Annotated in this window: 17 protein-coding genes; 2 read left to right on the plus strand and 15 right to left on the minus strand. The window is 72.1% G+C overall.

From position 1 onward, the window contains the following. Positions 1–8 precede the first annotated feature (8 nt). The 7 genes from ACQCO7_RS05190 to ACQCO7_RS05220 form a co-directional block, all read right to left on the minus strand. On the minus strand, positions 9–281 hold the full coding sequence (locus ACQCO7_RS05190; RefSeq protein ID WP_464070694.1) for an acyl carrier protein: 273 nt from the start codon (positions 279–281) through the stop codon (positions 9–11). A gap of 20 nt (positions 282–301) precedes the next feature. Then, entirely contained in the window at positions 302–1,351 is a 1,050-nt protein-coding gene (locus ACQCO7_RS05195) for a methyltransferase (protein WP_464070695.1), read from the minus strand. A gap of 77 nt (positions 1,352–1,428) precedes the next feature. Then, positions 1,429–2,475 carry a methyltransferase gene (locus ACQCO7_RS05200; RefSeq protein ID WP_464070696.1) on the minus strand — a complete coding sequence of 349 codons (1,047 nt, stop codon included), beginning with the start codon at positions 2,473–2,475 and terminating at the stop codon, positions 1,429–1,431. A gap of 52 nt (positions 2,476–2,527) precedes the next feature. Further along, positions 2,528–3,733 carry a ketosynthase chain-length factor gene (locus ACQCO7_RS05205; protein WP_464070697.1) on the minus strand — a complete coding sequence of 402 codons (1,206 nt, stop codon included), beginning with the start codon at positions 3,731–3,733 and terminating at the stop codon, positions 2,528–2,530. After that, complete coding sequence (locus ACQCO7_RS05210) at positions 3,730–4,995, minus strand: beta-ketoacyl-[acyl-carrier-protein] synthase family protein (RefSeq protein ID WP_464070698.1); 1,266 nt, start codon at positions 4,993–4,995, stop codon at positions 3,730–3,732. The genes ACQCO7_RS05205 and ACQCO7_RS05210 overlap by 4 nt, the downstream gene beginning before the upstream one ends. Before the next feature lie 155 nt (positions 4,996–5,150). Then, complete coding sequence (locus tag ACQCO7_RS05215) at positions 5,151–6,368, minus strand: sensor histidine kinase (protein WP_464070699.1); 1,218 nt, start codon at positions 6,366–6,368, stop codon at positions 5,151–5,153. Between the two features lie 155 nt (positions 6,369–6,523). After that, positions 6,524–7,282: a DUF4142 domain-containing protein gene (locus ACQCO7_RS05220; protein ID WP_464077152.1), complete on the minus strand. Its 759-nt coding sequence runs from the start codon at positions 7,280–7,282 to the stop codon at positions 6,524–6,526. Positions 7,283–7,720: 438 nt separating this feature from the next. Between ACQCO7_RS05220 and ACQCO7_RS05225 the strand changes: the two genes are divergently transcribed. Both ACQCO7_RS05225 and ACQCO7_RS05230 read left to right on the plus strand, forming a co-directional pair. Further along, complete coding sequence (locus tag ACQCO7_RS05225) at positions 7,721–9,367, plus strand: hypothetical protein (protein ID WP_464070700.1); 1,647 nt, start codon at positions 7,721–7,723, stop codon at positions 9,365–9,367. A gap of 50 nt (positions 9,368–9,417) precedes the next feature. Further along, positions 9,418–10,605 (plus strand): pyridoxal phosphate-dependent aminotransferase, encoded by a 1,188-nt coding sequence (locus ACQCO7_RS05230; protein WP_464070701.1) that lies wholly within the window; start codon positions 9,418–9,420, stop codon positions 10,603–10,605. A gap of 19 nt (positions 10,606–10,624) precedes the next feature. Here the strand turns inward: ACQCO7_RS05230 and ACQCO7_RS05235 are convergent, their stop codons facing one another. The 8 genes from ACQCO7_RS05235 to ACQCO7_RS05270 all read right to left on the minus strand — a co-directional run bounded on the left by ACQCO7_RS05235 (position 10,625) and on the right by ACQCO7_RS05270 (position 23,001). Continuing rightward, complete coding sequence (locus ACQCO7_RS05235; protein WP_464070702.1) at positions 10,625–11,485, minus strand: MBL fold metallo-hydrolase; 861 nt, start codon at positions 11,483–11,485, stop codon at positions 10,625–10,627. Between the two features lie 20 nt (positions 11,486–11,505). Beyond that, a complete protein-coding gene (locus ACQCO7_RS05240) occupies positions 11,506–12,207 on the minus strand; it encodes an alpha/beta hydrolase (RefSeq protein ID WP_464070703.1) in 702 nt (233 codons plus the stop codon). Between the two features lie 67 nt (positions 12,208–12,274). Continuing rightward, positions 12,275–13,375 carry an HAD-IIIC family phosphatase gene (locus ACQCO7_RS05245; RefSeq protein ID WP_464070704.1) on the minus strand — a complete coding sequence of 367 codons (1,101 nt, stop codon included), beginning with the start codon at positions 13,373–13,375 and terminating at the stop codon, positions 12,275–12,277. After that, the gene (locus ACQCO7_RS05250; protein ID WP_464070705.1) at positions 13,360–14,487 is read right to left on the minus strand and encodes an acyl-CoA dehydrogenase family protein; all 1,128 of its coding nucleotides are present in this window, start codon (positions 14,485–14,487) and stop codon (positions 13,360–13,362) included. Before ACQCO7_RS05250 ends, ACQCO7_RS05245 begins: the two co-directional genes overlap by 16 nt. After that, a complete protein-coding gene (locus ACQCO7_RS05255; protein WP_010355255.1) occupies positions 14,480–14,734 on the minus strand; it encodes an acyl carrier protein in 255 nt (84 codons plus the stop codon). The genes ACQCO7_RS05250 and ACQCO7_RS05255 overlap by 8 nt, the downstream gene beginning before the upstream one ends. A 1-nt stretch (position 14,735) precedes the next feature. Continuing rightward, a complete protein-coding gene (locus ACQCO7_RS05260; RefSeq protein ID WP_464070706.1) occupies positions 14,736–15,596 on the minus strand; it encodes a 3-hydroxyacyl-CoA dehydrogenase family protein in 861 nt (286 codons plus the stop codon). Next, positions 15,593–21,112 (minus strand): type I polyketide synthase, encoded by a 5,520-nt coding sequence (locus tag ACQCO7_RS05265; protein WP_464070707.1) that lies wholly within the window; start codon positions 21,110–21,112, stop codon positions 15,593–15,595. Before ACQCO7_RS05265 ends, ACQCO7_RS05260 begins: the two co-directional genes overlap by 4 nt. Further along, positions 21,109–23,001, minus strand: a complete 1,893-nt coding sequence (locus ACQCO7_RS05270; protein WP_464070708.1) for a non-ribosomal peptide synthetase — start codon at positions 22,999–23,001, stop codon at positions 21,109–21,111. The genes ACQCO7_RS05265 and ACQCO7_RS05270 overlap by 4 nt, the downstream gene beginning before the upstream one ends. Positions 23,002–23,030: the final 29 nt, after the last annotated feature.

Below are 23,030 nucleotides of genomic sequence, written 5' to 3' on the forward strand. Positions count from 1 at the left end.
CCTTGTGCTCAGGTCGTTGCGGAGATCGAGGAGTTCACCCGGTCCAGGATGGTGCGGAAGGTGCGCAGCTCGGTGACTTCCTCGTCGGGGATGTCGACCCCGTACCGCTGCTGGATGCGCGCGCCCACCTCGATCAGCGCGAGCGAGTCGTAGCCGACGTCGTAGAGGTCGCTGTCGATGATGTCCTGGCTCATCAGGTCCACCCCCTCGGCCGAGCCGGCGGCCTCGACGAGGATCGACCGCAGATCGTCGTAGCTCATGGGGGTACTCGGGGTACTCATGGTCTCCTCCGGTCGTTTCGTCACTGGGCCGGGGCGGCGATGACCACGCTCGACGGCGCGTTCAGGCCGACCGTGCCGGTCAGCCGCAGGTCGGCCTTCTCGAAGACCTCGGCGAACTCGGCCTCCGTGCGGTCCCGGCCCTCGCTGAGCGCCATCATGGTGATGTCCATGAACTTTCCGGGGTGCGGTACGTCGCCCTCGGGGATGACGGGGTCGATGATCAGGACCTGGCCGGCCGGGTCCATGACGCGGCGGATGTTCGTCAGGACGGTGATCGCCTCGGCGTCGGACAGCTGGTGCAGCACGTGGGAGATGACGTAGGTGTCGCCGTCCGCGGGCACCGCTTCGAGGTAGCTGCCGCCGACGAGCTCGGCGCGGTCGAGGACCCCGGCCTCGTCCAGCACGCGTTCCGCGCCGGGCACCACGTGCGGCTGGTCGAAGACCACGCCCCGCATGGCGGGGTACCGGCTGAGGATCGACGCGAGCAGGTGGCCGTGGGCGCCGCCGACGTCGACGAGCCTGCGCACGCCGGTGAGGTCGTACGTCTGGACGGCGGACCGCTGGGTCTGTCCGGCCGCGTTTCCCATGGCGCCGCTGAACAGTTCGTTCATCTCCGGGTGCCGGGAGAGGTAGCTGAAGAGTCCCTCGCCGTTGACGTGGTCGAAGGCGGGGCGGCCGGTGCGGATGGAGTAGCCGATCTCCGCGTAGGCGTTGCGCATGAAGTGCTTGCCCTGGAGGCGGAACACGTCGCGCAGGGAGTGCGCGGTGTCGGAGCGCAGGATCTCCGCGAGCGGGGTGAGGCCGAAGACGCGGCGGGAGGTCTCGGTGAAGACTCCCTTGCTCGCCATGGCCCGCAGGACGCGGTAGAGGCCGTCCGGGTCGCTGCCGGTGCGTTTCGCCAGTTCGTCCACGGAGAGCGGGCCGTCCACGAGCTGGTCGGCGATGCCGATCTCCGCGATCGCGGAGAGCATGAATCCCATGCGCAGACCGCTGTGGAAGTCCCACATCTTGCTCAGCACGGCTTCATCGCGACCGCTGTCGGCCGGGGCACCCGCTGTCTGATCGGTCATGGTCGATCCCTCCACTCCCGCTGGATGTCGTCGTTGCTTCTCGGTGCTCGGTTCTCGGACGCGTGCAGGAAACGCGATCAGGCCGGTTCCGCGATGACCACGCTCGACGGGAGCGCCCGCCCGATCGTGTCGACCAGCCGCAGCCCCGCCTGCCGCAGGACGTCGTCGAACTCCGCCTCGGTGCGGTCCCGGTTGCGGCCCAGGACGAGCATGGTGCTGTCCAGGATCTTCGTCGGGTGCGGTACGTCGCCCTCGGGGATGACCGCGTTGACGATCAGGACCCGGCTGTCGTCCGCCATCACCTGGCGGATGTTCTTCAGCACCTTGACCGTGTCGTCGTCGCGGAGCTGCTGGAACAGGTGGGAGACGAGGTAGACGTCGCCGCCCGCGGGCACCGACTCCAGGTAGTCCCCGCCGGCGAACTCCACGGAGTCGAGGACCCCGGCCTGGCGCAGCACGGCTTCCGCGGCCGGTGCCATGCGGGGGCTGTCGACGTACACGCCGCGCATTCCGGGGTAGCGGGTGAGGATCTCCGCGAGGACGTGCCCCTGGGCCCCGCCGACGGCGACGAGCGTCTTCACCCCGGTCAGGTCGTACGTCTCCACGGCGGCCAGCTGGATCTGCCGGTTGGCCTTCCCCATGGACCTGCCGAACAGCTGCTGGAGCTCGGGCCGTTGCGCCACGTACTGGAACAGCGGCATGCCGTTCACGTGCTCGAAGGCGGGTTCACCGGTGCGGATCGTGTGCCCGATCCCGACGTAGGCGTCGTGCATGAAGGTCTGGCCGTGCATCTGGAAGGCGTCGCGCAAGGAGTTCGGGTGGTCGGAGCGCAGCACCTCCGCCAGCGTGGTGAGGCCGAAGGTACGGCGGGACACCTCGGTGAAGACGCCCTTGCCCGCCAGCGCCCGCAGCACCCGGTACAGGGCGTCCGCGTCGCTGTCCGTCCTTTCCGCGAGTACGTCCACCCCCAAAGGGCCTTCGGCGAGCTGGTCGGCAATTCCGAGTTCGGCGACCGCTTGCAGCATGTAGGTGATCCGTACGCCGCTGTGCAGCTCGATCATGGTGCTCAACGGTGAATCGCTGTGCAGTTCCTTCATGTAGCTGACGTCTGTTCCCTGGCTCATGCCGGCCCCTTTCCGGGCAGTCGTGCCAATTTCTCGGTACGTTTCGCAGCGGTTACCGGCCGATGACGACGGCCGAATTGAATCCGCCCCGTCCACGAGCCGTCACCAGAGCGACCTCGACTTTCGCCTCACGCGGTTGTGTCACCATGTCGATGGCGTACTCGTCGGGAATGGCGCGGGAATGCGGCGTCGGCGGAATGACGCCGTCCCGAAGGCTCAGCAGTGCGGTGACCACGTCCAGCGGCCCGGCGCCCGCGAGCAGCCGGCCGACGCCGGCCTTGGGCACCGTGACCGGGACCTTCCGCGGCCCGAAGACCTCCGCGATGCTCGCCGCCTCGCTCCGGTCCCGCTCGGGGACCCCGGCGCCGTCGGCGAAGACCACGTCCACCTGGTCGGGCCTGACACCGGCGTCGTCGAGCGCGAGCCGTACGGCGCGGGCCAGGTTGGAGGGGCGCCCGCTGCCCGGCGGCGGGTCGAACGTCGCGGCGTATCCGGCGACCACGCCGTAGCGGCGCGGGGGCGGGCGCTCTGCGTCGGCGTGTTCCAGCACCAGCATGGCGCCGCCCTCGCCGGGCACGTAGCCGCCGGCGGCGGCGTCGAAGGGGAGGTAGGCGCGGGAGGCGTCCTCGGCGGTGCTGACCTCGCCGCTCGCGAGGTGCGAGAGCCAGCCCCACGGGTCGAAGGCGGAGTCGAGGCCGCCCGCGACCATGAGTTTGGCTCCCCGGCGCAGGTTGCGCCGGGCCTGCCCGATCGCGTCGAGACCGCCCGCCTGGTCGGCCACCAGCACCCCGCCGGCGGCGCGCATGCCGTTGCGGATGGATATCTGGCCGGTGTTGGCGGCGTAGAACCAGGCGAACGACTCGTACACGCTCACCTTGCGCGGTCCCTGCGTCCACAGTTTCTGGAACTCGCGGTGCGTGAACTCCCAGCCCGCGGACGCGTTGGAGGTGACGACGCCCATGTCGAACGGGCCGTAGTCGCGGTCCGTGACCCCGGCGTCGGCGAGGGCCTCGTCACCGGCGACCAGTGCCAGTTGCGTGACCCGGTCCGTCTGCGGGATGAGCCGGCTGGGCAGGTGCCGCGTGACGTCGAAGCCGGTGATCTGCCCGGCCAGCCGGGCGCTGTAGCGGGAGGCGTCGTACCGCTGGATCGGCTGGATCCAGGAGCGTCCTTCGAGCACGGACCTCCAGTGCCCCTCGACGCCCGCCCCGTCGCCCACCATGGTGCCGATCCCGGTCACGACCGGGGGCATCCTCATTCCGCACGCTCCGGGGCGCGCAGCACCACGGCGCTCTGGAAGCCCCCGAAACCGCTGCCGACCGACAGGACGGTGTCCACCCGGACCTCGCGCGCCTCGTTCGGCACGTAGTCCAGGTCGCACTCGGGGTCCCTCTCGTGCAGGTTGGCCGTCGGCGGAACCACGTTGTTCTCGATGGCCAGGGCGCACGCGGCCAGTTCGATCGAGCCGATGGCGCCGAGCGAGTGGCCGATCATGGACTTGATCGAGCTGACCGGCACCCCGTAGGCGTGCGAGCCGAGCGCGTCCTTGAAGGCCGCGGTCTCGTGGCGGTCGTTCTGCCGGGTGCCCGAACCGTGCGCGTTGACGTAGTCGACGGACTCGGGCGCGCACCGGGCGTCCGCCAGGGCGTGGCGGATCGCCTCCGCCATCTCGCGGCCGTCCGGCCTGAGGCCCGTCATGTGGTACGCGTTGCAGCGGGTGGCGTGGCTCGCGACCTCGGCGTAGATGTGCGCGCCGCGCGCCCGGGCGTGCTCCCGCTCCTCCAGCACCATGACCGCGGCGCCCTCCGCCAGGACGAACCCGTTGCGTGTCGCGTCGAAGGGGCGCGAGGCGTGCGACGGGTCGTCGTTGCGCGGGGTGGTCGCCTTGATCGCGTCGAAGCAGGCGACCACGATCGGGGAGACCGGCGCGTCGGTGGCACCGGCGAACATCACGTCGGCGGTGCCGTCCATGATCGCCTCGTGGGCCCGCCCCACCGCGTCCAGACCCGCTGTGCAGCCCGTCGCGACCATCGCGACCGGCCCTTCGGCGCCGGTGCGCCAGGCCACCTCGGCGGCGGCGGCGCTCGGCACCATGTAGTCGTACATGTGGGGGGAGAGGTGCCCCTCGTCCATGAGCCACTCACGGCCGCTGTCCGACAGCACGAGGTACTCGCGCTCGATGCTCGTCGTCGCGCCGACCGCGCTGCCCAGGCTCACTCCGACCCGGGCCGGGTCGAGGGTCTCGACGTCGAGACCGCTGTCGACGAGGGCCTCCCGGGCACAGGTCACGGCGAGCTGGGTCGCGCGGTCCATACGGCGGATCTCGCGCGGCAGCAGGCCCATCGCCGCCGGATTGAAATCACATTCTCCGGCCACTCTCGATCGGAAAGGGCCGGGATCGAAGAAGGTTATTCCTCTGGTCGCCGTGCGACCCGCGGTGAGGAGATTCCAGAACTCTTTCCTTCCCAGCCCTCCTGGCGCAATCACATCGATACCGGTGATTACCACGGCCCGGTCCACAAGCACTCCTTTGGAGTCCGCCAGCCACCGCCTTTTCTGATGGCCATACTTCAACGGCGGGCTTGAGTGAACCTCAAACAAATCTTGACCGGTCCAGACTAAAGCTGATCTTCGGTATTGTCGGCGCAGGTCACGGGCTTGTGCCACGGCACCGGTCAGGAAGAACCGGATTCTCCGGTGCGCAGCAGTGCCTGGACCCGGAAACCGCTGCCGTGCGGGCCCGCGCGCAGATAGCCGTCGAACAGGGCCGCCCGCTCGCGCATGCCGATCAGCCCGTGCCCGGCCGAGGAGGAGTGCGGGACGGGGTCCTTGCGGCGCTGCGGCTCGACGGGCCCGCTGTCGGTGACCTCGATGACCACGTCCTCGGGGCGGTACTCGATCCGCAGGGTCGCCCGGGTCGGCCCGGCGTGGCGGACGACGTTGGTGAGGGCCTCCTGGGCGATGCGGTACGCCGACAGGTCCACGGCGGCGGGCAGCGGGCGGGCCGTACCGCCGACGTCGAGGCGCACGTCGACGCCGGCACTCCTTATCTGGTGGGCCAGCGCGGCCGTGTCGGCCAGCCCCGGGGTGGGGGTGAGCGCGGGGTCGGCGGCGTGCTCGTGGCGCAGCACCTCGACGAGCAGCCGCATCTCGTGCAGGGCCTGGCGGGTGGTGGTCTCGACGATGCCGAGGGTCTCCGCCACCTGGGCCGGATCGCTGTCCATGACCACGCGCGCGACACCGGCGCGCAGCGCGATGAGGCTCATCGAGTGCGCGACGATGTCGTGCAGTTCACGGGCGATGACGAGGCGTTCGTCGATGGCGGCCTGCCGGATGAGGGCGGCGTGCCGGCGTTCGCGTTCGGCCTCCTGCTCGGCCGTGGCGATCAGCCTGTTGCGGTGCTCCCGGGTGGCGAGGCCCGCGAACCAGCCGACGCAGATGATCGCGACGTTCGCGGCGAGGATGGCCAGCCAGCCCGAGGCGATCTGCCCGATGGCGACGCCGACGGCCATCAGCAGGCCGGAGACCCCGGGACGGACCCACCAGAACGCGTACTCCGCCGTCACCGCCGAGGTGTACGCGGTGAGGGCGACGCAGACCGAGACCTGCGGCGCGCCGCTGAGCGCGGCGACCACGAAGGCGCACAGCGACGCCGCGGCGAACGACGCCCGGGGCCAGCGCCTGCGGGCGGCGACGGCGAGCGCGGCGACGACGATGCCGACGGTCCGCAGCACGTGCTCGATGTCGGCGACGCTGTGGACGCCGCTGCGGGCGTCCGCCCACAGCAGGCCGACGCACAGCAGGGCGGCCAGCGCGATGTCGAGGAGGACCAGGGGGTGCGGTCTCCTGGTGAGGAACCGCTGGATCTGCCGTACGGGAACGATGCCGGACACAGGGTCAGGCTACTCAGGGAGGCGGGGGCGGGTCGTCAGGTCGGAGTCGGGTCCGGCGTGTGCATCGCCGGGTGTACGCGGGCGGGACGTACACCCCTGGTCGTACCCGAGGGGTGTACGCCGTACCCGAAGGGTGTACGTCATCCCCCTCGCCGTCACTTCTTCCCGTTGGCCGGCGCCGACGTCACCCCGTCCTCACTGCCCGCGATCCGGTCGATGTCGACCGGGCTGCTGGTCGGGTCCGGGGGCGGGGTGAGGACGGACAGCTGCTGGCCGGCGACGCCGGGGGGCGGGGTCAGGTCGGAGTCGGGCAGGTCGGGCGCGGTGGTCTGCTGGGCGAGGACCTGGTCGATGTCGACGAGGCCGGTCTGTTCGAGGGCCGCGATGTGGTTCATGAAGATGTGGTCGGCCTGCTCGGCGAGCGCGCGCACCAGCGTGTTCTTCGTGGTGGAGCGGATCTGGGCGACCGTGGTGAAGAACGAGCCGTCCGTCCGGCGCAGGATGTTCGCGAAGTCCCGGTCGAACTGCTCGCCCTTGCTGTCCGTGGTCAACTGGCTGACGAAGCCGGTCTGTTGGGGGCTCGCCAGGTTCGGCAGCGTGATGTCCAGCAGCGGGGCGATCTTGCGGACGGTGGTGTCGAGGGCGGCGTGGCCGTCGACCAGGGTCCGCCCGGCGGTGACGACCCGTCTGTCGGTGCCCTTCTCCACGCCCATCCGTCCGACCGGGTGCTCCCACAGGCCGGCCGCCCGCACCTTGACCACGAAGTCCCGGTCGCCCTCGGTCAGGGGACCCCACTGGGTGTCGGCGATGACCCTGGACGCCGCCGCCGAGACCGTTCTGACCCCCAGTAACGACGGGTAGACGAGAGCGGCGAGCGTCACGCTCAGCGCACCGCCCACGAACAGCGTCCCCATCGCGTTGCGAGAAACCCGCACCCTGCCTCCTGCCTCGTCGGGATGTCACACGCCCAGGAGTACGCACGCGATCGTCACTTCATTCACTGAAGCGACCGAGAAAATTTTCGCCGGAGTACGGGGAAGTGCCGCCCATGGGCCACTTCGGCGTTCGCTGGACCCCCTTCCGACGTCCAGGTCGTATACGCAAGAGGGCGATAAGCCCGAAATGTTACCGATTGCGCGGCCCAATGGCATCGAGTGCAGCATCTAACCAATTGCAAAATTCAGCAATTGCCATGCCGGACCACACCCCGGGTAAGCAGCCTGGAAGTCACATCAGGGTCGATCGAATATGTTCGCTCATGCGAATGTCGGCGTGGACGTGACGGAGCTGGAGGAGGCGGGTCTTGTTCTTCGGTCTTGGTGGGGAGAGCTACCGAGACCGAAGGGAGCGGCATGTCGAACAACGTGCTGATCGGGGCGGCGCTGCACGGCGCCGACCGGTTACGGGCCGGGCAGGTGCCGACCGATCTGGAGCGCCTGCTGCTGGACGTCCTGCGGACCGTCCTGTCGGAGGAGGAGATACGCGACTGGGGGCGGGCCCACCGCGAGACCGTCGCGGACCGTCCGGTGTCGTCCGGATACGCCCTCGCGGACCTGCGCGCCTGCGCACGGGAGCTGTCCGAGGAGGCGCTCGCCCGCCCGAACGTGTCGTTCCTCAGCACCGAGGCGCTGGCGGAGGGCGCGCCGCTGTGGTCGGCGGAGTTCGCCGCCGGGGTACGGGAGGCGGGCTTCGGCGTCGTCGGCTTCGCCGGTGTCTCCCACGGCGACAGAGCCGGCGGCGAGGCGGAAGCGGCGCCGTTCCGGGCGACGTGGCACCTCGATCACGGCCCCGCCCCCTCGTCCAGGGTGCTCTTCGACGGCCCCGTCACCGACCGCGTCTCGTTCGGGACCCACACCGGAACGGACCTCGCCCGCGCGCTGGACGACCTCACCCGCGCCTGTGACACAGCGGTCGCCGACCTGGACACCGGACCCCCCGGACAGATCTTCGTCGGCATCGCCTGGGAGGTCCTGAAACTGTCCGTCTCCCTCAGGACACACCTGGACGGCCCCCCGGAGATCCCCCTGCGCTTCGTCCTGGGCCGCGCCGACACCGCCGTCCTCTTCCACCGGCGCGCCCTGGAACTGAACCGCGAGAGCGACGGCACCGCGCCACGGCTCAGGTACGGCGGGGAGCGGCCCCCCTTCCCCGCCGGCGCCCTGGAGTACGCCACCTACCGGACCGGGCGGCCGTCCCCCTGGAGCGCGCCCGTCCCCCTGGCCCTGCGGAGCGTCACCGCGCCGTCCCTGGTCTCCTACCGGGGCGACCTCCACGTCGTCTTCGCCCGCCCCGGCGATCAACGGCTGATGTGGAGCAGGCTGCGCGACGGCACCTGGAGCGCCCCCGCGCCGATCGGCGGCTCGGGGAGCCGTCAGCGCGCGGCGCTCACCGTGCACGAGGACCGGCTGTACTCCTTCCACACCACGCCGGACGGCCAGGTCCTGTGGAACCGCTTCGACGGCTCCGCGTGGACCCGGGAAGCGCGGATGGAGGGCTGGGACAGCCCCGTGTCGCCCGACGTCGCCTCGCACGGCGGACACCTCTGGGTCGCCCGCCGCGACCACGACAGGCGGATGCGCCTCGACCGGCTCGACACGGACCTCGGGAGCGACTCCACCCACTGCTTCACCGATTCCGCGAGCGACAGCGCCCCCGCGCTCGTCTCCACGGGCGACGCCCTGTGGATCGCCCACCGCGGCCTCGACGACAAGGTCCACGTCCGCTACAGCGACTCCCCGTCGGACCCGGCCGGCTGGCGGACCCACACCCCCGCGCACGACCTGCTGACCGAGCGCAGCCCGACCCTCGTCGACCACCCCGGCCTCGGCCCGCACCTCCTGGCCCGCGACACCGACGGCCGGTTGCGCCTCGGTGCCCGCGCCGACGGCGGCGGCTGGGACGAGCCCGCCGCGCCCGCCCACGACGGCGGCTTCCCCGCCCTGGACGCCGGCGGCGCGGCCTTCCACCACGGCAGGCTGTACGTGATGTACCGCCGGTGAACGTCTCCCGCCCCTCCCCCGACCACCCCGCAGAAGGGCACGATGTGTTCATGCCGATCTCCCATGTGAACAGCCGCTTGGCACAGGCCGGTACGTCGATCTTCGCCGAGATGTCCGCACTCGCCGCCGAGACCGGTTCGATCAACCTGGGCCAGGGGTTCCCCGACACCGACGGCCCCGCCGGGATCGCCCGCGCCGCCGCCGACGCCGTCCTCGCCGGCCACGGGAACCAGTACCCGCCGACCCGGGGCGTCCCCGAGCTGCGCGAGGCCGTCGCCCACCACCAGAAGCGGTTCCACGGCATCACCCTGGACCCCGGCTCCGAGGTGCTCGTCACCGCCGGCGCGACGGAGGCGATCGCCGCGTCCCTGCTCTCCCTGCTCGAACCCGGCGACGAGGTGATCACCTTCGAGCCCACCTACGACACCTACGCGGCGTGCATCGCGATGGCGGGCGGCACCCACGTCCCGGTCCCCCTGCGCCCGCCGTCCTTCCGCCCCGACCTGGACGCGCTGCGGGCCGCCGTCACCCCGCGCACCCGCATCCTGCTGCTCAACTCCCCCCACAACCCGACCGGAACGGTCCTCACCCGCGAGGAGCTGGCCTCCATCGCCGGACTCGCGGTGGAACGGGACCTGCTGGTGATCTCCGACGAGGTGTACGAACACCTCGTGTACGACGTCGAGCACATCCCGGTGTCCACGTTCCCGGGCATGCGGGAGCGCACCCTCACGATCAGCTCGGGCGGCAAGACCTTCTCCTTCACCGGCTGGAAGGTCGGCTGGGTCAGCGGACCCGCCGCCCTGGTCTCGGCGGTCCTCACCGCGAAGCAGTACCTCACGTACGTGTCCAGCGGGCCGTTCCAGTACGCGATCGCCGAGGCGCTCCGGCTCCCCGACGACTACTTCGAGGGCCTGCGCCGGGAACTGCGGGCCAAGCGCGACCTGCTGGCAGGCGGCCTGCGGTCCGCCGGGTTCACGGTCCACCCGCCGGACGGCACGTACTTCATCACCACGAGCATCAGCGGGCTCAGCGACGAGGACGGCCTGGAGTTCTGCCGGGCGCTGCCCAGGCTGTGCGGGGTGGCGGCCATCCCCAACCAGGTGTTCTACCGAAACCCGGGGGCGCAGGCCCGGGGCCTGGTCCGGTTCGCCTTCTGCAAGAGGACCGGTGTGCTGACGGAGGCGGTGGAGCGGCTCGGCTCCCTGGCCCACGACGCGGCGCGGCCACGCCCCTGAGGACATGGCCGCGCCGGTGTCAGTGGGTGTGGCCCCCGGTGAGCCATGCCGGCGCGTCGCCCCGGACGAACTTGAGGTAGTGGTCGGTCGATTCCTTCAGGACCCGCTGGGCGTCCCGGCGGATCGCCGGGGCCCACCAGTGGGCGTACATGCGGTCGAAGGAATACGGCTGCACGGCCTCGACGACGCCGTGCACGCCGCGTTCGGGCAGCGGGAGGCGGTTGGGGGCGCTGTAGAGGAACGCCACCCGGTCCTCGCCGGGGGAGATGTTGATGGTGTCCCCGGTCAGCAGCACCCCGAGGCCGTCGGCGCCCTGGGCCCAGTGCAGGACGGCGCTGCCGGGGAAGTGGCCGCCGCACTGGACCAGGGTCACGCCGTCGGCCAGCGGGACCTCGTCCGCCCAGGTGTGGACGAGGGGTTCGGCCGAGGCGGGGCGGGCGAGCCAGTGGAGGTCCACCTCGGGCAGCAGGATGCGCGCGCCGAAGATCCGGGCCCACTCGACGATCGCGCCGTAGAAGTGCGGGTGGCTCGCGGTGACGACGCTGAGGCCGCCGGCCTGCCGGACGGCGTCGACGGCGGCCTCGTCGAGGTACGGCGAGGGGTCCCACATGACGTTGCCCTCGCTGGTGCGCAGGACCAGCCCGCGCTGGCCGATGCCGATCATCGGCTCGGCGCCGACCCCTAAGAGGCCGGGCTCCACCTCGCGCACCACGGAGTGGTAGCCGCCGGCCGCCATCGCGTCGAGGGTGGTCCAGCGCTGGCCGCCGGCGGGGACCCACTGGCGGTCGTCCTCGCAGATCACGCACGCGTCGGGAGGCGTGGCCCCCTCGGTGTAGGCGTGGTTCCCGCACGTCTCACATACCCACGGCTTGGTGGTCATCTTCGTCTCCTCAGCCGGTCTCAGACGAGTTCGAGCAGCAGTTCCGCCAGCTCCTCGGGCCTGTTGCTGGGGATCATGTGGTTGGTGGCGATCTCCCGGTAGCGCCAGGCCGGGGACTTCGAGACCCGGTCGGCGGCGGTCCAGAACGGGCCGGGGGGCTCGGGGCGGGGGTCCCCGGTGGCCTTGATGAAGGTCCGGGTGAAGGGGTGGTCCTCCAGCGGGCGCGTCAGCCGTACGGGTTCGGTGAACGTGCCGATGGGCTGCGGGGTGCGCCGGGCGGTGATCCAGGCGCCGGTCTCGGGGTCGTCGAACTCCCGGATGGGGGCGGGGAGTTGCCAGGAGTCGCCGAGGTCCGTGACGCGCGGGGCGCTCGCCCCGCCGGGCAGGCCGGCGGCCTCGCCGTCGTCGGGCACGAAGGCGTCGAGGTAGACGAGGTGGCGTACGCGGTCCGCGATGTATTCGAGCGCGCCGGTGATGACGCAGCCGCCGTAGGAGAAGCCGAGGAGGACGATCTCGGCGAGGTCCTCGTAGCGGACGCAGTTGACCACGTCGGCGATGTGCGTGGTCAGGCCGACCTGGGGACTCGCGAGGTGCACCCGCTCACCGACGCCGGTCAGGCTCGGGGTGAAGACCTCGTGGCCCGCGGCGCGCAGCGGACCGCGGACCTTGCGGAAGTCGTGGGCACCGCTCCAGGCGCCGTGGACCAGGACGAAGGTTGCCATCTGGTTCTCGATCCGTTCTTCCCGTGGGTTGAAGCAGGGGATGGGGCGTTGGCGAAACGGCCGGGCGTCAGGTCCCCGGTGGGGTGACAACCAGGTAGTCGGGGGCCGGCTGGACCCGTGTCAGGTCCGCTTCCAGCAGGGTCGCGTCCCCGTTCTTCCCGACCTCCTGGAAGCCCGCGAAGCGGTAGGTCACGAACATCATGCGGTTGCGTCCGGTCTCGACGAACTCCGCCTGGAGCGTCGCGCCGTTGTCGCGGGCGAGGGTCATGACGTGGTTGAGCAGGACCGCGCCGACCCCGCGCGACATCACCCGGCAGGACATCAGCAGCAGTTTCAGCTTCCAGACCGGTCCGCGGGTCTCGACCAGGGCGAGGCCGATCTTCCCGTACAGCCCGAAGCGGTCCTCCAGGTCGGCGACGAGGAGGCGGTGGTCGGGGGACGCGCACAGCTCCTTGAGTTCGTCGTAGGAATAGGTCTGGCCGGTGGAGTTCAACTGGTTGGTGCGTACGGTCAGTTCCTCGGCCCGCCGCAGGTCCTCCTCGGCGGCGTCGCTGATGGTGAAGACCATGCCGAGGGTGGCGAGGAAGTCCTCCCCGGTGGTCTTCGCCTCCTCCTCCGCCTGGTCCCGTTCGATGGCGCTGCGGTACATCGAGCGGCGGTTGCGGGACTCGTCGGTGATGAACCGGGGCCGGAACTCCTCCCAGCCGAAGACGGCCCGCCCTATCTCGGCCGCCGCGACGCACAGCACCTGCGGGTGCCGGAAGGCGACCTCCTCCAGTTCGAACTCCTGGTCGTCGACGAACGCGAGGGAGTCGACGCCGATGTTGAGGGCCGCGGCGATGCCGGCCACGGAGTCGGACTTGGGCCCCCAGCCGATGCGGGGGTGGAGGAAGTAGTCGGCGAGCCCGAAGGCCGCCAGCCGCTCCAGCGCCGCGTCGTGGTCGTTCTTGCTCGCCACCGACTGGAGGATGCCGCGCGCGTCGAGTTCCTCGATCAGCTCCACGACCGCCGGCCGCAGGGCGACCTCGCCGTCCTCCAGGAGGACGCCGTCCCAGAGCGTCTCGTCCAAGTCCCACACCACGCACTTGATCCGGCCCCGGCGCGGCTTGTCCCTGGGGGTCTCGCGCCGTCCTCCGGGGACCGCCGGCGCGCTTACCTGGCTGTCCACCTGTACGCCTCCTCAGCGATCTTGATCTGCTGGATCTGGGTGCTGCCCTCGATGATCTCCATGACCTTGGCGTCGCGGTAGTACCGCTGCACGGGATGGTCCGGGGAGCAGCCGACGGCCCCGTGGATCTGCACGGCGTCACTCGCGGCGCGGGCGGCGGCGGTCGAGGCGAAGTACTTGGCGATCCAGGTGGCCATGATGGTCTGCGGGTCCTGCCGGTCCTTCAGCTCCCCGGCCTGCCGGCACAGCAGCCGGGCCGCGCTGACGTCGGTGACCATCTGCGTCAGCATCTGCCGGATCAGCTGGTGCTCGCTGAGCGGCTGCGCGCGTCCGCCCCGCTCGGCGGTGAACCGCGCCCCGGCCTCCAGGCACGCCTGGAGGATGCCGACGCAGCCGCAGGCGACGCTGTAGCGGCCGATGTCGAGGACGCCGGTGACGACGGTGGCGAGCGCGAAGCCGTCGGGGCCGAGGAGGGCGCCGGGGCCGAGCCGGCAGTCCCGGAAGTCGATCTCGGCCAGCATGCTGCCCCGGGTGCCGAGCATGTCGTGGACGGGCCGGACCTCGACGCCCGGGGTGTCGCGTTCGACGAGGAACGCCGAGATGCCGCGTCCGGTGCGGGCGAACACCAGCAGGAGGTGCGCGATCTGGCCGCCGGTCGTCCAGCGTTTGGCGCCGTCGAGGACGAAGCCGCCGTCGTCCTGGCGGACAGCGGTGGCCGCGATGCTGGCGACGTCGCTGCCCGCCTCCCGTTCGGTCAGGCAGAAGGCGCCGATGGTCTCGCCGCGCGCCAGCCGGGGCAGCCAGCGGGTCCGCTGCTCCTCGCTGCCCCAGCGGGAGACCGCGTGCGCGACCATCGAGTGGACGGTGAGCAGGCTGCGGACCGAGGAGCAGCCCCGGCCGACCTCCTCGTGCAGTTCCCCCAGGGTCACCATGTCCAGGCCCGAGCCGCCCACCTCGGCCGGCAGGACCGCCCCCCACCAGCCCAGCTCGCCCATGCGGGCCAGGACATCCTGGGGGATGGCCTGGTCACGGTCGAACCGGGCCGCGCGGGGCGCTATCTCGGCGTCGACGGCGGCCCGGAACTCCTCCCTGCCGTGGGGGCGGTCAGACATCCGACCGCGCCTGTGTCAGCCGCTCGACCAGCTTCGTCATGGCCGTGACGGTCCGGAAGTTGTCCAGTTCGAGGTCCTCGTTGGGGATCTGCACCCCGAAGCGCTTCTCGACGAACATGATGAGCTGGATGGTGAACAGCGAGTTCGCGATGCCTCCTTCGAAGAGGTCCTCGTCGTCGCCGATCTCCAGGTTCGGGAAACTGCCGGCCAGGAACTTCGCTATCTCCGGTCCCACCGCTGCCGTCATGTCAGACCTCCAAGGCGTAGGAGAAGAACCCCTGCCCGGTCTTACGGCCGTGGAGACCGGCGTCGACCATCTTCTTGAGCAGGGGGCACGGTCGGTACTTGCTGTCGCCGAAGCTCTCGTGGAGTACTTCGATGCTGTAGAGGATCGTGTCGAGCCCGATCAGGTCCGCCGTCGCCAGCGGGCCCATGGGGTGGCCGAAGCAGGACGTGAAGACCTTGTCGACGTCCTCGGGCGTGGCCACGTTCTCGTGCACGAGGAACGCGGCCTCGTTGATGGTGAGCATCAGGACCCGGTTCGACACGAAGCCCGGTGAGTCGTTCACCACGATCCCCGTCTTGCCCATGCTCGCCAGGAGTGCCTGGGCCGTGCCGACCGACTCCTTCGAGGTGTGGTGGCCGGGGATCAGCTCGACGACGGGCTTGCGGGGCACCGGGTTCATGAAGTGGATGCCCAGGACGTTCGTGGGGCGCCCGGTCAGCGAGGCGATCCTGGTGATGGGGATGGCGGAGGTGTTGGCCGCGAACACCGCGCGATCCGGGCACACCTCGTCGAGCACCGGATACACCCGCGCCTTGACGTCCCAGCGCTCGGTGACGTTCTCGACCACGAAGTCGGCGTCGCCGAGGGCCCCGTAGTCGGTGGTGAAGGTGATCGCCTCCTGGGCGCGGGCGGCGTCCACGACCGTCCCGGCCGCCGTGCCGAGCAGCCGGCTGAAGCGCAGGTCGTCGCGTATCCGCTCGGCCGCCCGGTCCAGTACCTCCTTGCTGACGTCGATCAGAACCACTTCGTGCCCGGCGGTCGCCAGGTTCTGGGCCACCCCGCCGCCCATGACACCCGCGCCCACCACACCGACCCGGCTCACGCCTGCCTCCCGTTCTGTTGGTCCCGCTGCTGAGTTGGCCCGTCCGGAAGCTGCGCCGCGACGACCGCGGCGAGTTCGGCGACGGTGAGGTTGTCGAAGAGGGACTGCAGGGCGACCTGGACGTGCAGGGTGTCCCGCAGGCGGGCCAGGAGTTTGATGCCGAGCAGTGAATGGCCCCCGAGTTCGTAGAAGTTGTCGTGGACGCCGACCTCGGCGACGCCGATCTGGTCCTGCCACAGCTCGGCGAGCGCCTGTTCCAGCGCGTCGCGCGGGGCGACGTACGCCGTGGCGAGCGCGGGCCTGGGGTGGGCCGGGACGGGGGTACGCGCCTCGTCCGGCTCCTCGGGGCCGGTGCCGAGGGCGCCGACGTTCTCGACGATCGCCGCGAGGTCCTTGGTCGCGACGGCCACCTGGGGCGACAGCTCCCGGGCCAGCAGGCGTTCGAAGGCCAGGGCGCCCTCGGCCGGCAGGATGCCGGTCTCCAGGTGGGCGAGGAAGGCGTTCTCGTCGTCCCCGCGGAGCTCCGGGTAGGTGTAGGCGCCGACCTCGTCGGAGCGGCCGTCGCGCAGGGCCGGCAGTTTCGTGTCGAGGGCGCGGGCCGTCTTCATGACGAACTCCTCGGCCCGCAGCAGGACATGGCCGTCCTCGTCGAACAGGGTCACGTCGAAGGAGAGGGTCTCCCGCGAGGTGCGCCCGGGCTCGCCCCGGTAGGTGAGGAGGCTGTGGATGCGCGCGGGGAGCGGGCCGAGGACGTCGATGGCCCGGTAGCGCAGCGGCATGAGGTAGTCGCGTTCGAGGTAGAGGCTGGCGAATCCGGTGGCGATGTCCAGGAGGAAGGGGTGCAGGCCGAGCGCGGCCACCTCCTCGCCGTAGCGCGCCGGGACCGACAGCCGGGCCAGGGCCACGCCCTCACCCGTCCAGACGGCCTCCACGCACTGCGAGCGCGGCCCGAAGGTCATCGGCCCGTCGTGACTCACCTCTCCCGCGTCCCGCAGGCCATACCGCTCCACCAGCTCGGAGACCACATGGGGTGAAGGGGTGTCCGGGTCCGGCAGGGCCAGGACGCGGCCGGTCACGTGCTCGCTCCAGCGCTCGCCGTCCGCGCTGACGACCGAGAACCGGTAGCCGTCCGCCGCCTTCTCCAGGACCACGCGGACTTCGCGCTCCTGGTCCTCGCCCAGCACGACCGGCGCCAGGAACAGGACGTCCTCGAACCGGATCGCGCCGCCAAGGCCCCGGTCGGCGGCTGCCGCCCGCACCATCTCCAGGTACGCGGTGCCGGGGACGACGGAGATGCCGAGCATGCGGTGCTCGTCCACGAGCCAGTCCCGGGGCGTGCTGAACCGCGCCGCGTAGACGGCGAGGGCCGGGGTGTCCACGAGGCAGGTGTGGAGCAGGGGGTTGCCGAGGGCGCGCGGGCCCGGTGTCCGGCCGACGACCCTCGCCGCCATGCCGACCTCCTGCCAGGCGTCCCAGTTCACCGACACGGTGTACGGGCCGCCCGCGGCGGACCGGTGCTGAGCGTAGGCGTCGAGGTAGGCGTTCGCGGCGCAGTAGTCGACCTGGCCGAGGCCCCCGCTGAAGGCGATGGTGGAGGAGCACAGCAGCAGGAAGTCGAGCGGCGTGTCGCCCAGGACCGTGTCCAGGACGAGGGCTCCGCGCACCTTCGGTGCCAGGACGGCGGCGACCGCGTCCGGGGTCTTGAGCTGCATCACGCCGCCGCCGGGGACCCCGGCGGCGTGGATCACGCCGTGCAGGGGGCCGAACCGGGCGGTGGCCGAGGCGACGGCGGCCCGCATCCGCTCCTCGTCGGTGACCTCCGCCGCCAGGACCAGCACCTCGGCGCCCAGCTCCTCCAGGGCCATGACCTTGCGTATCCGCGCGGCGGTCTCGTCGTTCCCGGCTCGCAGGTCCGCCCACTGCTCCCGCGCGGGCAGGGGCGAGCGCCCGACCAGGACCAGGCGGGCCCGTGCGGTGCGCGCGAGGTGTTCGGCCAGGGTCAGGCCGATGCCGCCGAGCCCGCCGGTGATCAGGTAGACGCCGCGCTCCCGGATCCGGGCGGGGGGCCGCTCGGGCCGCTCCAGCCGTACGGGTTCCCAGCGCGGTGTCCAGCGGCCCCGGCCCCGGTGGGCGACGACGGGGTCCTCGGGCCGCCGTACGAGTTCGGTGAGGAGGCGGTCCGTGTCCGGGGCGGTGCGCGCGATGTCGATGCTCTGCGCGGTGAGGCCGGGGTGTTCCTGCGGCGCCACGGTGACGGGTCCGGTGACCGTCGCCTTGGCGGGGGCGACCACCTCGCCGTCGGTGACCTGGCGCAGGCCGTCCGAGACGACGGCCAGGTGCAGGGGGGCGTCGTCGCCCCGGGCGCCCCGGGCCTGGACGAGGAACAGCAGGCTGTCGAAACCGCGCTGCTGGAGTTCGTCGAACGTCGCCGGGTCCTCGCCGGTCACGGTCCACAGGTGGACGACCGTCCGGGGCGGGGCGGCGAGCGCGCCCAGCAGCGCGTCGTAGTCCTCCCGGCGGCCGGGCGCCAGGGCGAAACGCCCTTCGGCGAGCCGCTGGAAGCGTTCGCCCCGGACCACCGTGGTGACGTCGTGCCCGGCCCGCACCAGCCGGTCGGCGATCCGCTGTCCGGTGCCGTGGTCGTCGAGGAACAGCAGCCAGCGCTGGGGGTCGGCCGCCAGTTCCTCGTCCCGCACCGGGTCGAGGGGTGCGGTGGAGGCCCAGGAGGGGACGGAGAACCAGGTCGCCAGGTCCTCCCGCCTGGCCATCGACGGGACCTCGGCCCGGGGCGGTCGCGGGGTGGTGGCGTCGTCGATCCAGTACCGGCGGCGTTCGAAGGGGTACGTGGGCAGGGGGACGCGCCCCGGTGTCTCGCCCGCGTGGACGCGGTCCCAGTCGGGCTCCACGCCGGCCAGCCAGAGGCGGCCCAGCGAGGTGAGCAGGAACCGGGCGGCGGGCGTGCTGTCGTGGGCGGCGGGCAGCGAGGACAGGGACATCCGGTCGCCGTCCGTACCCCCGGCGCCCTCGGGCAGCATTTGCAGCGCGAGGCTGCTGTACGCCTGTCCGGGGCCCACCTCCAGGAGGACGCGGCCGGGGGTGCGCCACAGCTCCTCGACGGCGCCCGCGAAACGGACGGTCTCGCACATGTGGCGCGCCCAGTACGCGGGGTCGGTGGCCTGGTCGTCGGTGATCCAGGTGCCGGTGACGTTGGACAGGTAGGGGATCGTGGGCGGGTTCAGGGTCACGGTGCGGGTCAGTTCCGCGAGCGGGGCCCGGCCCGGTTCCATCAGGTGCGAGTGGAAGGCGTGCGTGGTCTGGAGGCGGCGGACGGCGACGCCGTCGCGGGTGAGGCGGTCCTCCAGCTCGGCGACCGCGTCCACGGCTCCGGCGAGCACGGTCAGCGCGGGGCCGTTGACGGCGGCGACGGAGAGCCGGTCGTCTAGCGGGGCCGCCTCGTGCTCGGGCAGGGCGACGGCGAGCATCGCGCCGCCCGGCATCTCCTCGATCAGGCGCGCGCGGGCGGCGACCAGGAGGCAGGCGTCCTCCAGGCTCAGGACCCCGGCGACGCAGGCCGCCACGTACTCGCCGATGCTGTAGCCGAGCATGGCCTGCGGGCGGATGCCCCAGTCCGTCCACAGCCGGGCCAGCGCCCACTCCACCATGAAGGTGGCGGGCTGCGCGTACAGGGTGCGGTCGAGTTCGGCGGCGGGGGCCGCGCCCCGGCCGAGCATGGCGCGCAGGTCGATGCCGCCGGTGGCCGGGGCGGCTCCGGGCGCGGGGTCGGGGTAGAGCAGGGTGCGCAGGTCGATGCCGAGGTGCGGGCGCAGCAGTTCCGCGCACCGGTCGACCTCGGCGCGGAAGACCGGCTCCGACGCGTAGAGCTCCCGCCCCATGCCCGGGTACTGGTCGCCGAGGCCGGAGAACATGAACGCGACGGGGCGCTCGCCGGTCTGACGGACGGTCCGCCGCAGGAGCCGGCGCGGTGCCCGGCTCTCCAGGGCCTCGGCGGCGTCGTCGGTGTCGTTCGCGTCTGCGCACACCAGCACCTGGCGGTGGGCGAAGCGCGCCCGCCCGACCTGGAGGGTGTACGCGACGTCGGCCAGCGGGCGGCCGTCGGCGTCGCGCAGGTGTGCGGCGAGGCGGTCCGTGGCCGTCTCCAGGGCGGACTCCGTGTGGGCCGACAGCGGCAGCAGCCGCCAGGGCCGGCGGGAGGGCGCCTCGGGGCGGGCGGGGGCCTCCTCCAGTACGGCGTGGGCGTTGGTGCCGCCGGTGCCGAAGGAGCTGACCCCGGCGAGCCGGGGGGCGCCGTCCGTCTTCCACTCGGTGAGTTCGGTGACGACGTGGAAGGGGGAGCGGGCGAAGTCGATGTCCGGGTTGGGCTGCCGGTAGTCGAGGCTCGGCGGGATCTGCCGGTGGCGCAGGGCCAGGGCCGTCTTGATGAGACCGGCGACACCGGAGGCGGCGTGGGTGTGCCCGATGTTCGTCTTGACGGAGCCGACGGGACGCGAACCCTGGGCGGCACGGAATGCCCGGGTGAGCCCCTCGATCTCGATCGGGTCGCCCAGCGAGGTGCCGCTCCCGTGGGCCTCGACATAGCCGATCGTGGCGGGGTCGACCTCGGCCATCAGGTGGGCCGCGCGGATCGCGCGGGCCTGTCCGGTGACGCTGGGGGCGCTGAACCCGACCTTGGCGGCCCCGTCGTTGTTGACGGCGGTGCCCCTGATGACGGCGTACACGGTGTCCCGGTCGCGCAGCGCGTCGTCGAGGCGCTTCAGGACGACGACCCCGACGCCGCTGGAGGAGACGGTGCCCCGGGCGTCCGCGTCGAAGGCGCGGGTGTGGCCGTCGGGCGAGAGGATGCCCTCCGGTTCGAACAGGTAGCCCTCGGTCTGCCGGGCCCGGACCGTGCTGCCGCCGGCCAGCGCGAGGTCGCAGTCCCCGCTCAGCAGCGCCTGTCCGGCGAGATGGACGGCGACCAGGGAGGTCGAGCAGGCGGTCTGGACGGTCAGCGCGGGGCCGCGCAGGTCCAGCTTGTAGGCGGTCCGGGTGGCCAGGTAGTCGCGCTCGCCGCTGAGGTGGGTCAGCAGCCAGCCGGCGGATTCGGCCGCCTGGGGGTCGGCGAGGACGTGGCGGCGGTAGGTGTTCTCGTAGGCGCCCGCGTAGACGCCGGTGGCGGCGGGGCGGCGGGTGCCCGCGTATCCGCTGTCCTCCAGGGCCTCCCAGGCGCATTCGAGGAAGAGCCGGTGCTGCGGGTCCATCAGCTCGGCCTCGCGCGGCGGGATGGTGAAGAACTCCGCGTCGAAGAGGTCGTGGCCCTCGACGACCCCTCTCGCCCGTACGTAGTCGGGGTCGGCCAGCAGGTGTCGGGGGACGCCCGCCGCGAGGAGTTCGGCCTCGTCGAAGCGGGTGACGCAGTCGACGCCGTCGCGCAGGTTCGTCCAGAACTCCCGTGGGTTCGCGGCTCCGGGATAGCGGCAGGCCATCCCGACGACGGCGATCTCCAGGCCCGTTGTCATATCTCGTCTTCCGTCTGCTGTCGGCGCCGGCCGCGCTGCTGCGCCAGCCGTCGGTTTCCTTCCGCCCGCCCTTGGCCGTCGTCCGGCTCGTCCGCCGCGTCGGCGGTGGCGAGGTGGGCGGCGAGCGCTTCGACGGTGGGGTGGGCGAACAGCTCCACGACGGGTACGTCCCGGCCGGTGGTCTCCCGGATGCGGACCTGTACCTGCCGGATGAGCAGGGAGTTGCCGCCCAGGTCGAAGAAGTGGTCGCGGGTGCCGACCTGTTCGAGCCCCAGCAGTTCGCCCCAGATGCCGGCGACGGCGCTCTCCAGGGCGGTGCCGGGCGCGGCCCGGCGTGCCGTGCCCGGCCGGTCGAGGCGGGCGGCCAGTCCGGAGCGCTGGATCTTGCCGGTCGAGGTGCGGGGGATCTCCGTGACGCGGAAGAGCCGCCGGGGGATCTTCGGCTCCGCGAGGCGGGCGGCGAGGAAGTCGTGCAGGGCCTCGTCGGTGGGGTCCGCTCCGGGCGTGAGGACGATCGCCGCCGCGACCTCCTCGCCGAGGGTGGCGTGCGGGAGGGGGAAGGCGGCGGCCTCCGCGATGCCGGGGTGGGCGAGGAGGACCTCGTCGACCTCGACCGGCGAGACCTTGGTGCCGCCCCGGTTGATGATCTCCTTGAGCCGGCCGGTGAGGAACAGGTAGCCGTCCTCGTCCAGGTAGCCGCTGTCGCCGGTCCCGAACCAGCCGTCGGTGAATGCCTTCGCGTCGGCGTCGGGGTTGTCGTCGTAGCGGCTGATGACGGTCTCGCCGCGCAGCACGATCTCGCCCTCCTCGCCGGGGGCGAGGAACTTGCCGTCCTCTCCCCGTACGGCGAGTTCGTTGCCGATGGAGACGCCGACGGAGCCGGGCCTGCGTTCGCGGGGCGGCAGCGGGTTGCTGGTGATGATCGAGCAGGCTTCCGTCATGCCGTAGGAGTCGATGACCACGGCTCCGGTGGCCTCCTCCAGCGACTCCCGCAGGCGTTGCGGGAGCGGGGCGGACGCCGAACGCACGAAGCGCAGGGTGGTGGGTTCGCCGGTGAGGACGCCCGCGACGGCCTGGTGGATGGCCGGTACGGCCGTGTACCAGGTCGGTTCGTAGGTCCTGAGCCAGCCCGGGAAGGCGCCGGCGTCGAAGGCGGGCGGGGCGACGACGCTCGCGCCGGCCCACAGGGTGGCGAGCAGGGGGCTCATGAGTCCGTGCCCGTGGAAGAGCGGCAGGACGTTGAGGCACCGGTCGCGTTCGCCGAGGCCGAGGCTGGCCGCGATGTTGCGGGCCGAGGCGCAGACCAGGTCGTGGCTCTGCGGGACGAGTTTGGGGCGGCCGGTCGTGCCGGAGGTGTGCATGAGGAACGCGGTGTCGGCGGGATCGCCGCCCGTGTCCCCGGCCGCCGCGCGGGAGGCGGTGTCGGGGACGAGGTCGAACTCGCCGGCGGCTCCCCCGGGCACCGGCACCAGCTCGATGACGAGGCGGCCCTGGGCCCGCGCGACGGCCGCCGCGTGGGTGTCGGTGCCGCGCTGGACGAGGACCGCCGTCACGTTCATGTCGGTGAACAGGGCGTCGAACTCCCGGGCCCGGCCCCCGGGGTCGAGGGGGGCGGCGGTGGCCGCGCAGGCCACGGCGACGAGGGCGCTCGCCGTGGCGGGGCCGCCCGGCAGCGCGATCGCGACGCGGTCGGTGCGGGCGACACCCGCCTCGGACAGGGCCCGCGCCGTGCGGTCGGCCTGCCGGCGCAGCGCGCGGTAGGTCAGGGCGGGCAGGCCGGGGGAGAGTATCGCCGGGGCCTCGGGGCGGCGTTCGTCCTGCTCGCGCAGGAGCCGGCCGAGGTGGCGGATCGTGGTGGTGCCGGGCTCGTGTGGCGTCGCAGATGTCATCACTGTTCCTCTCCCGCGAGCGGGGTACC

It is taken from the genome of Streptomyces saintjeani, assembly GCF_055409605.1.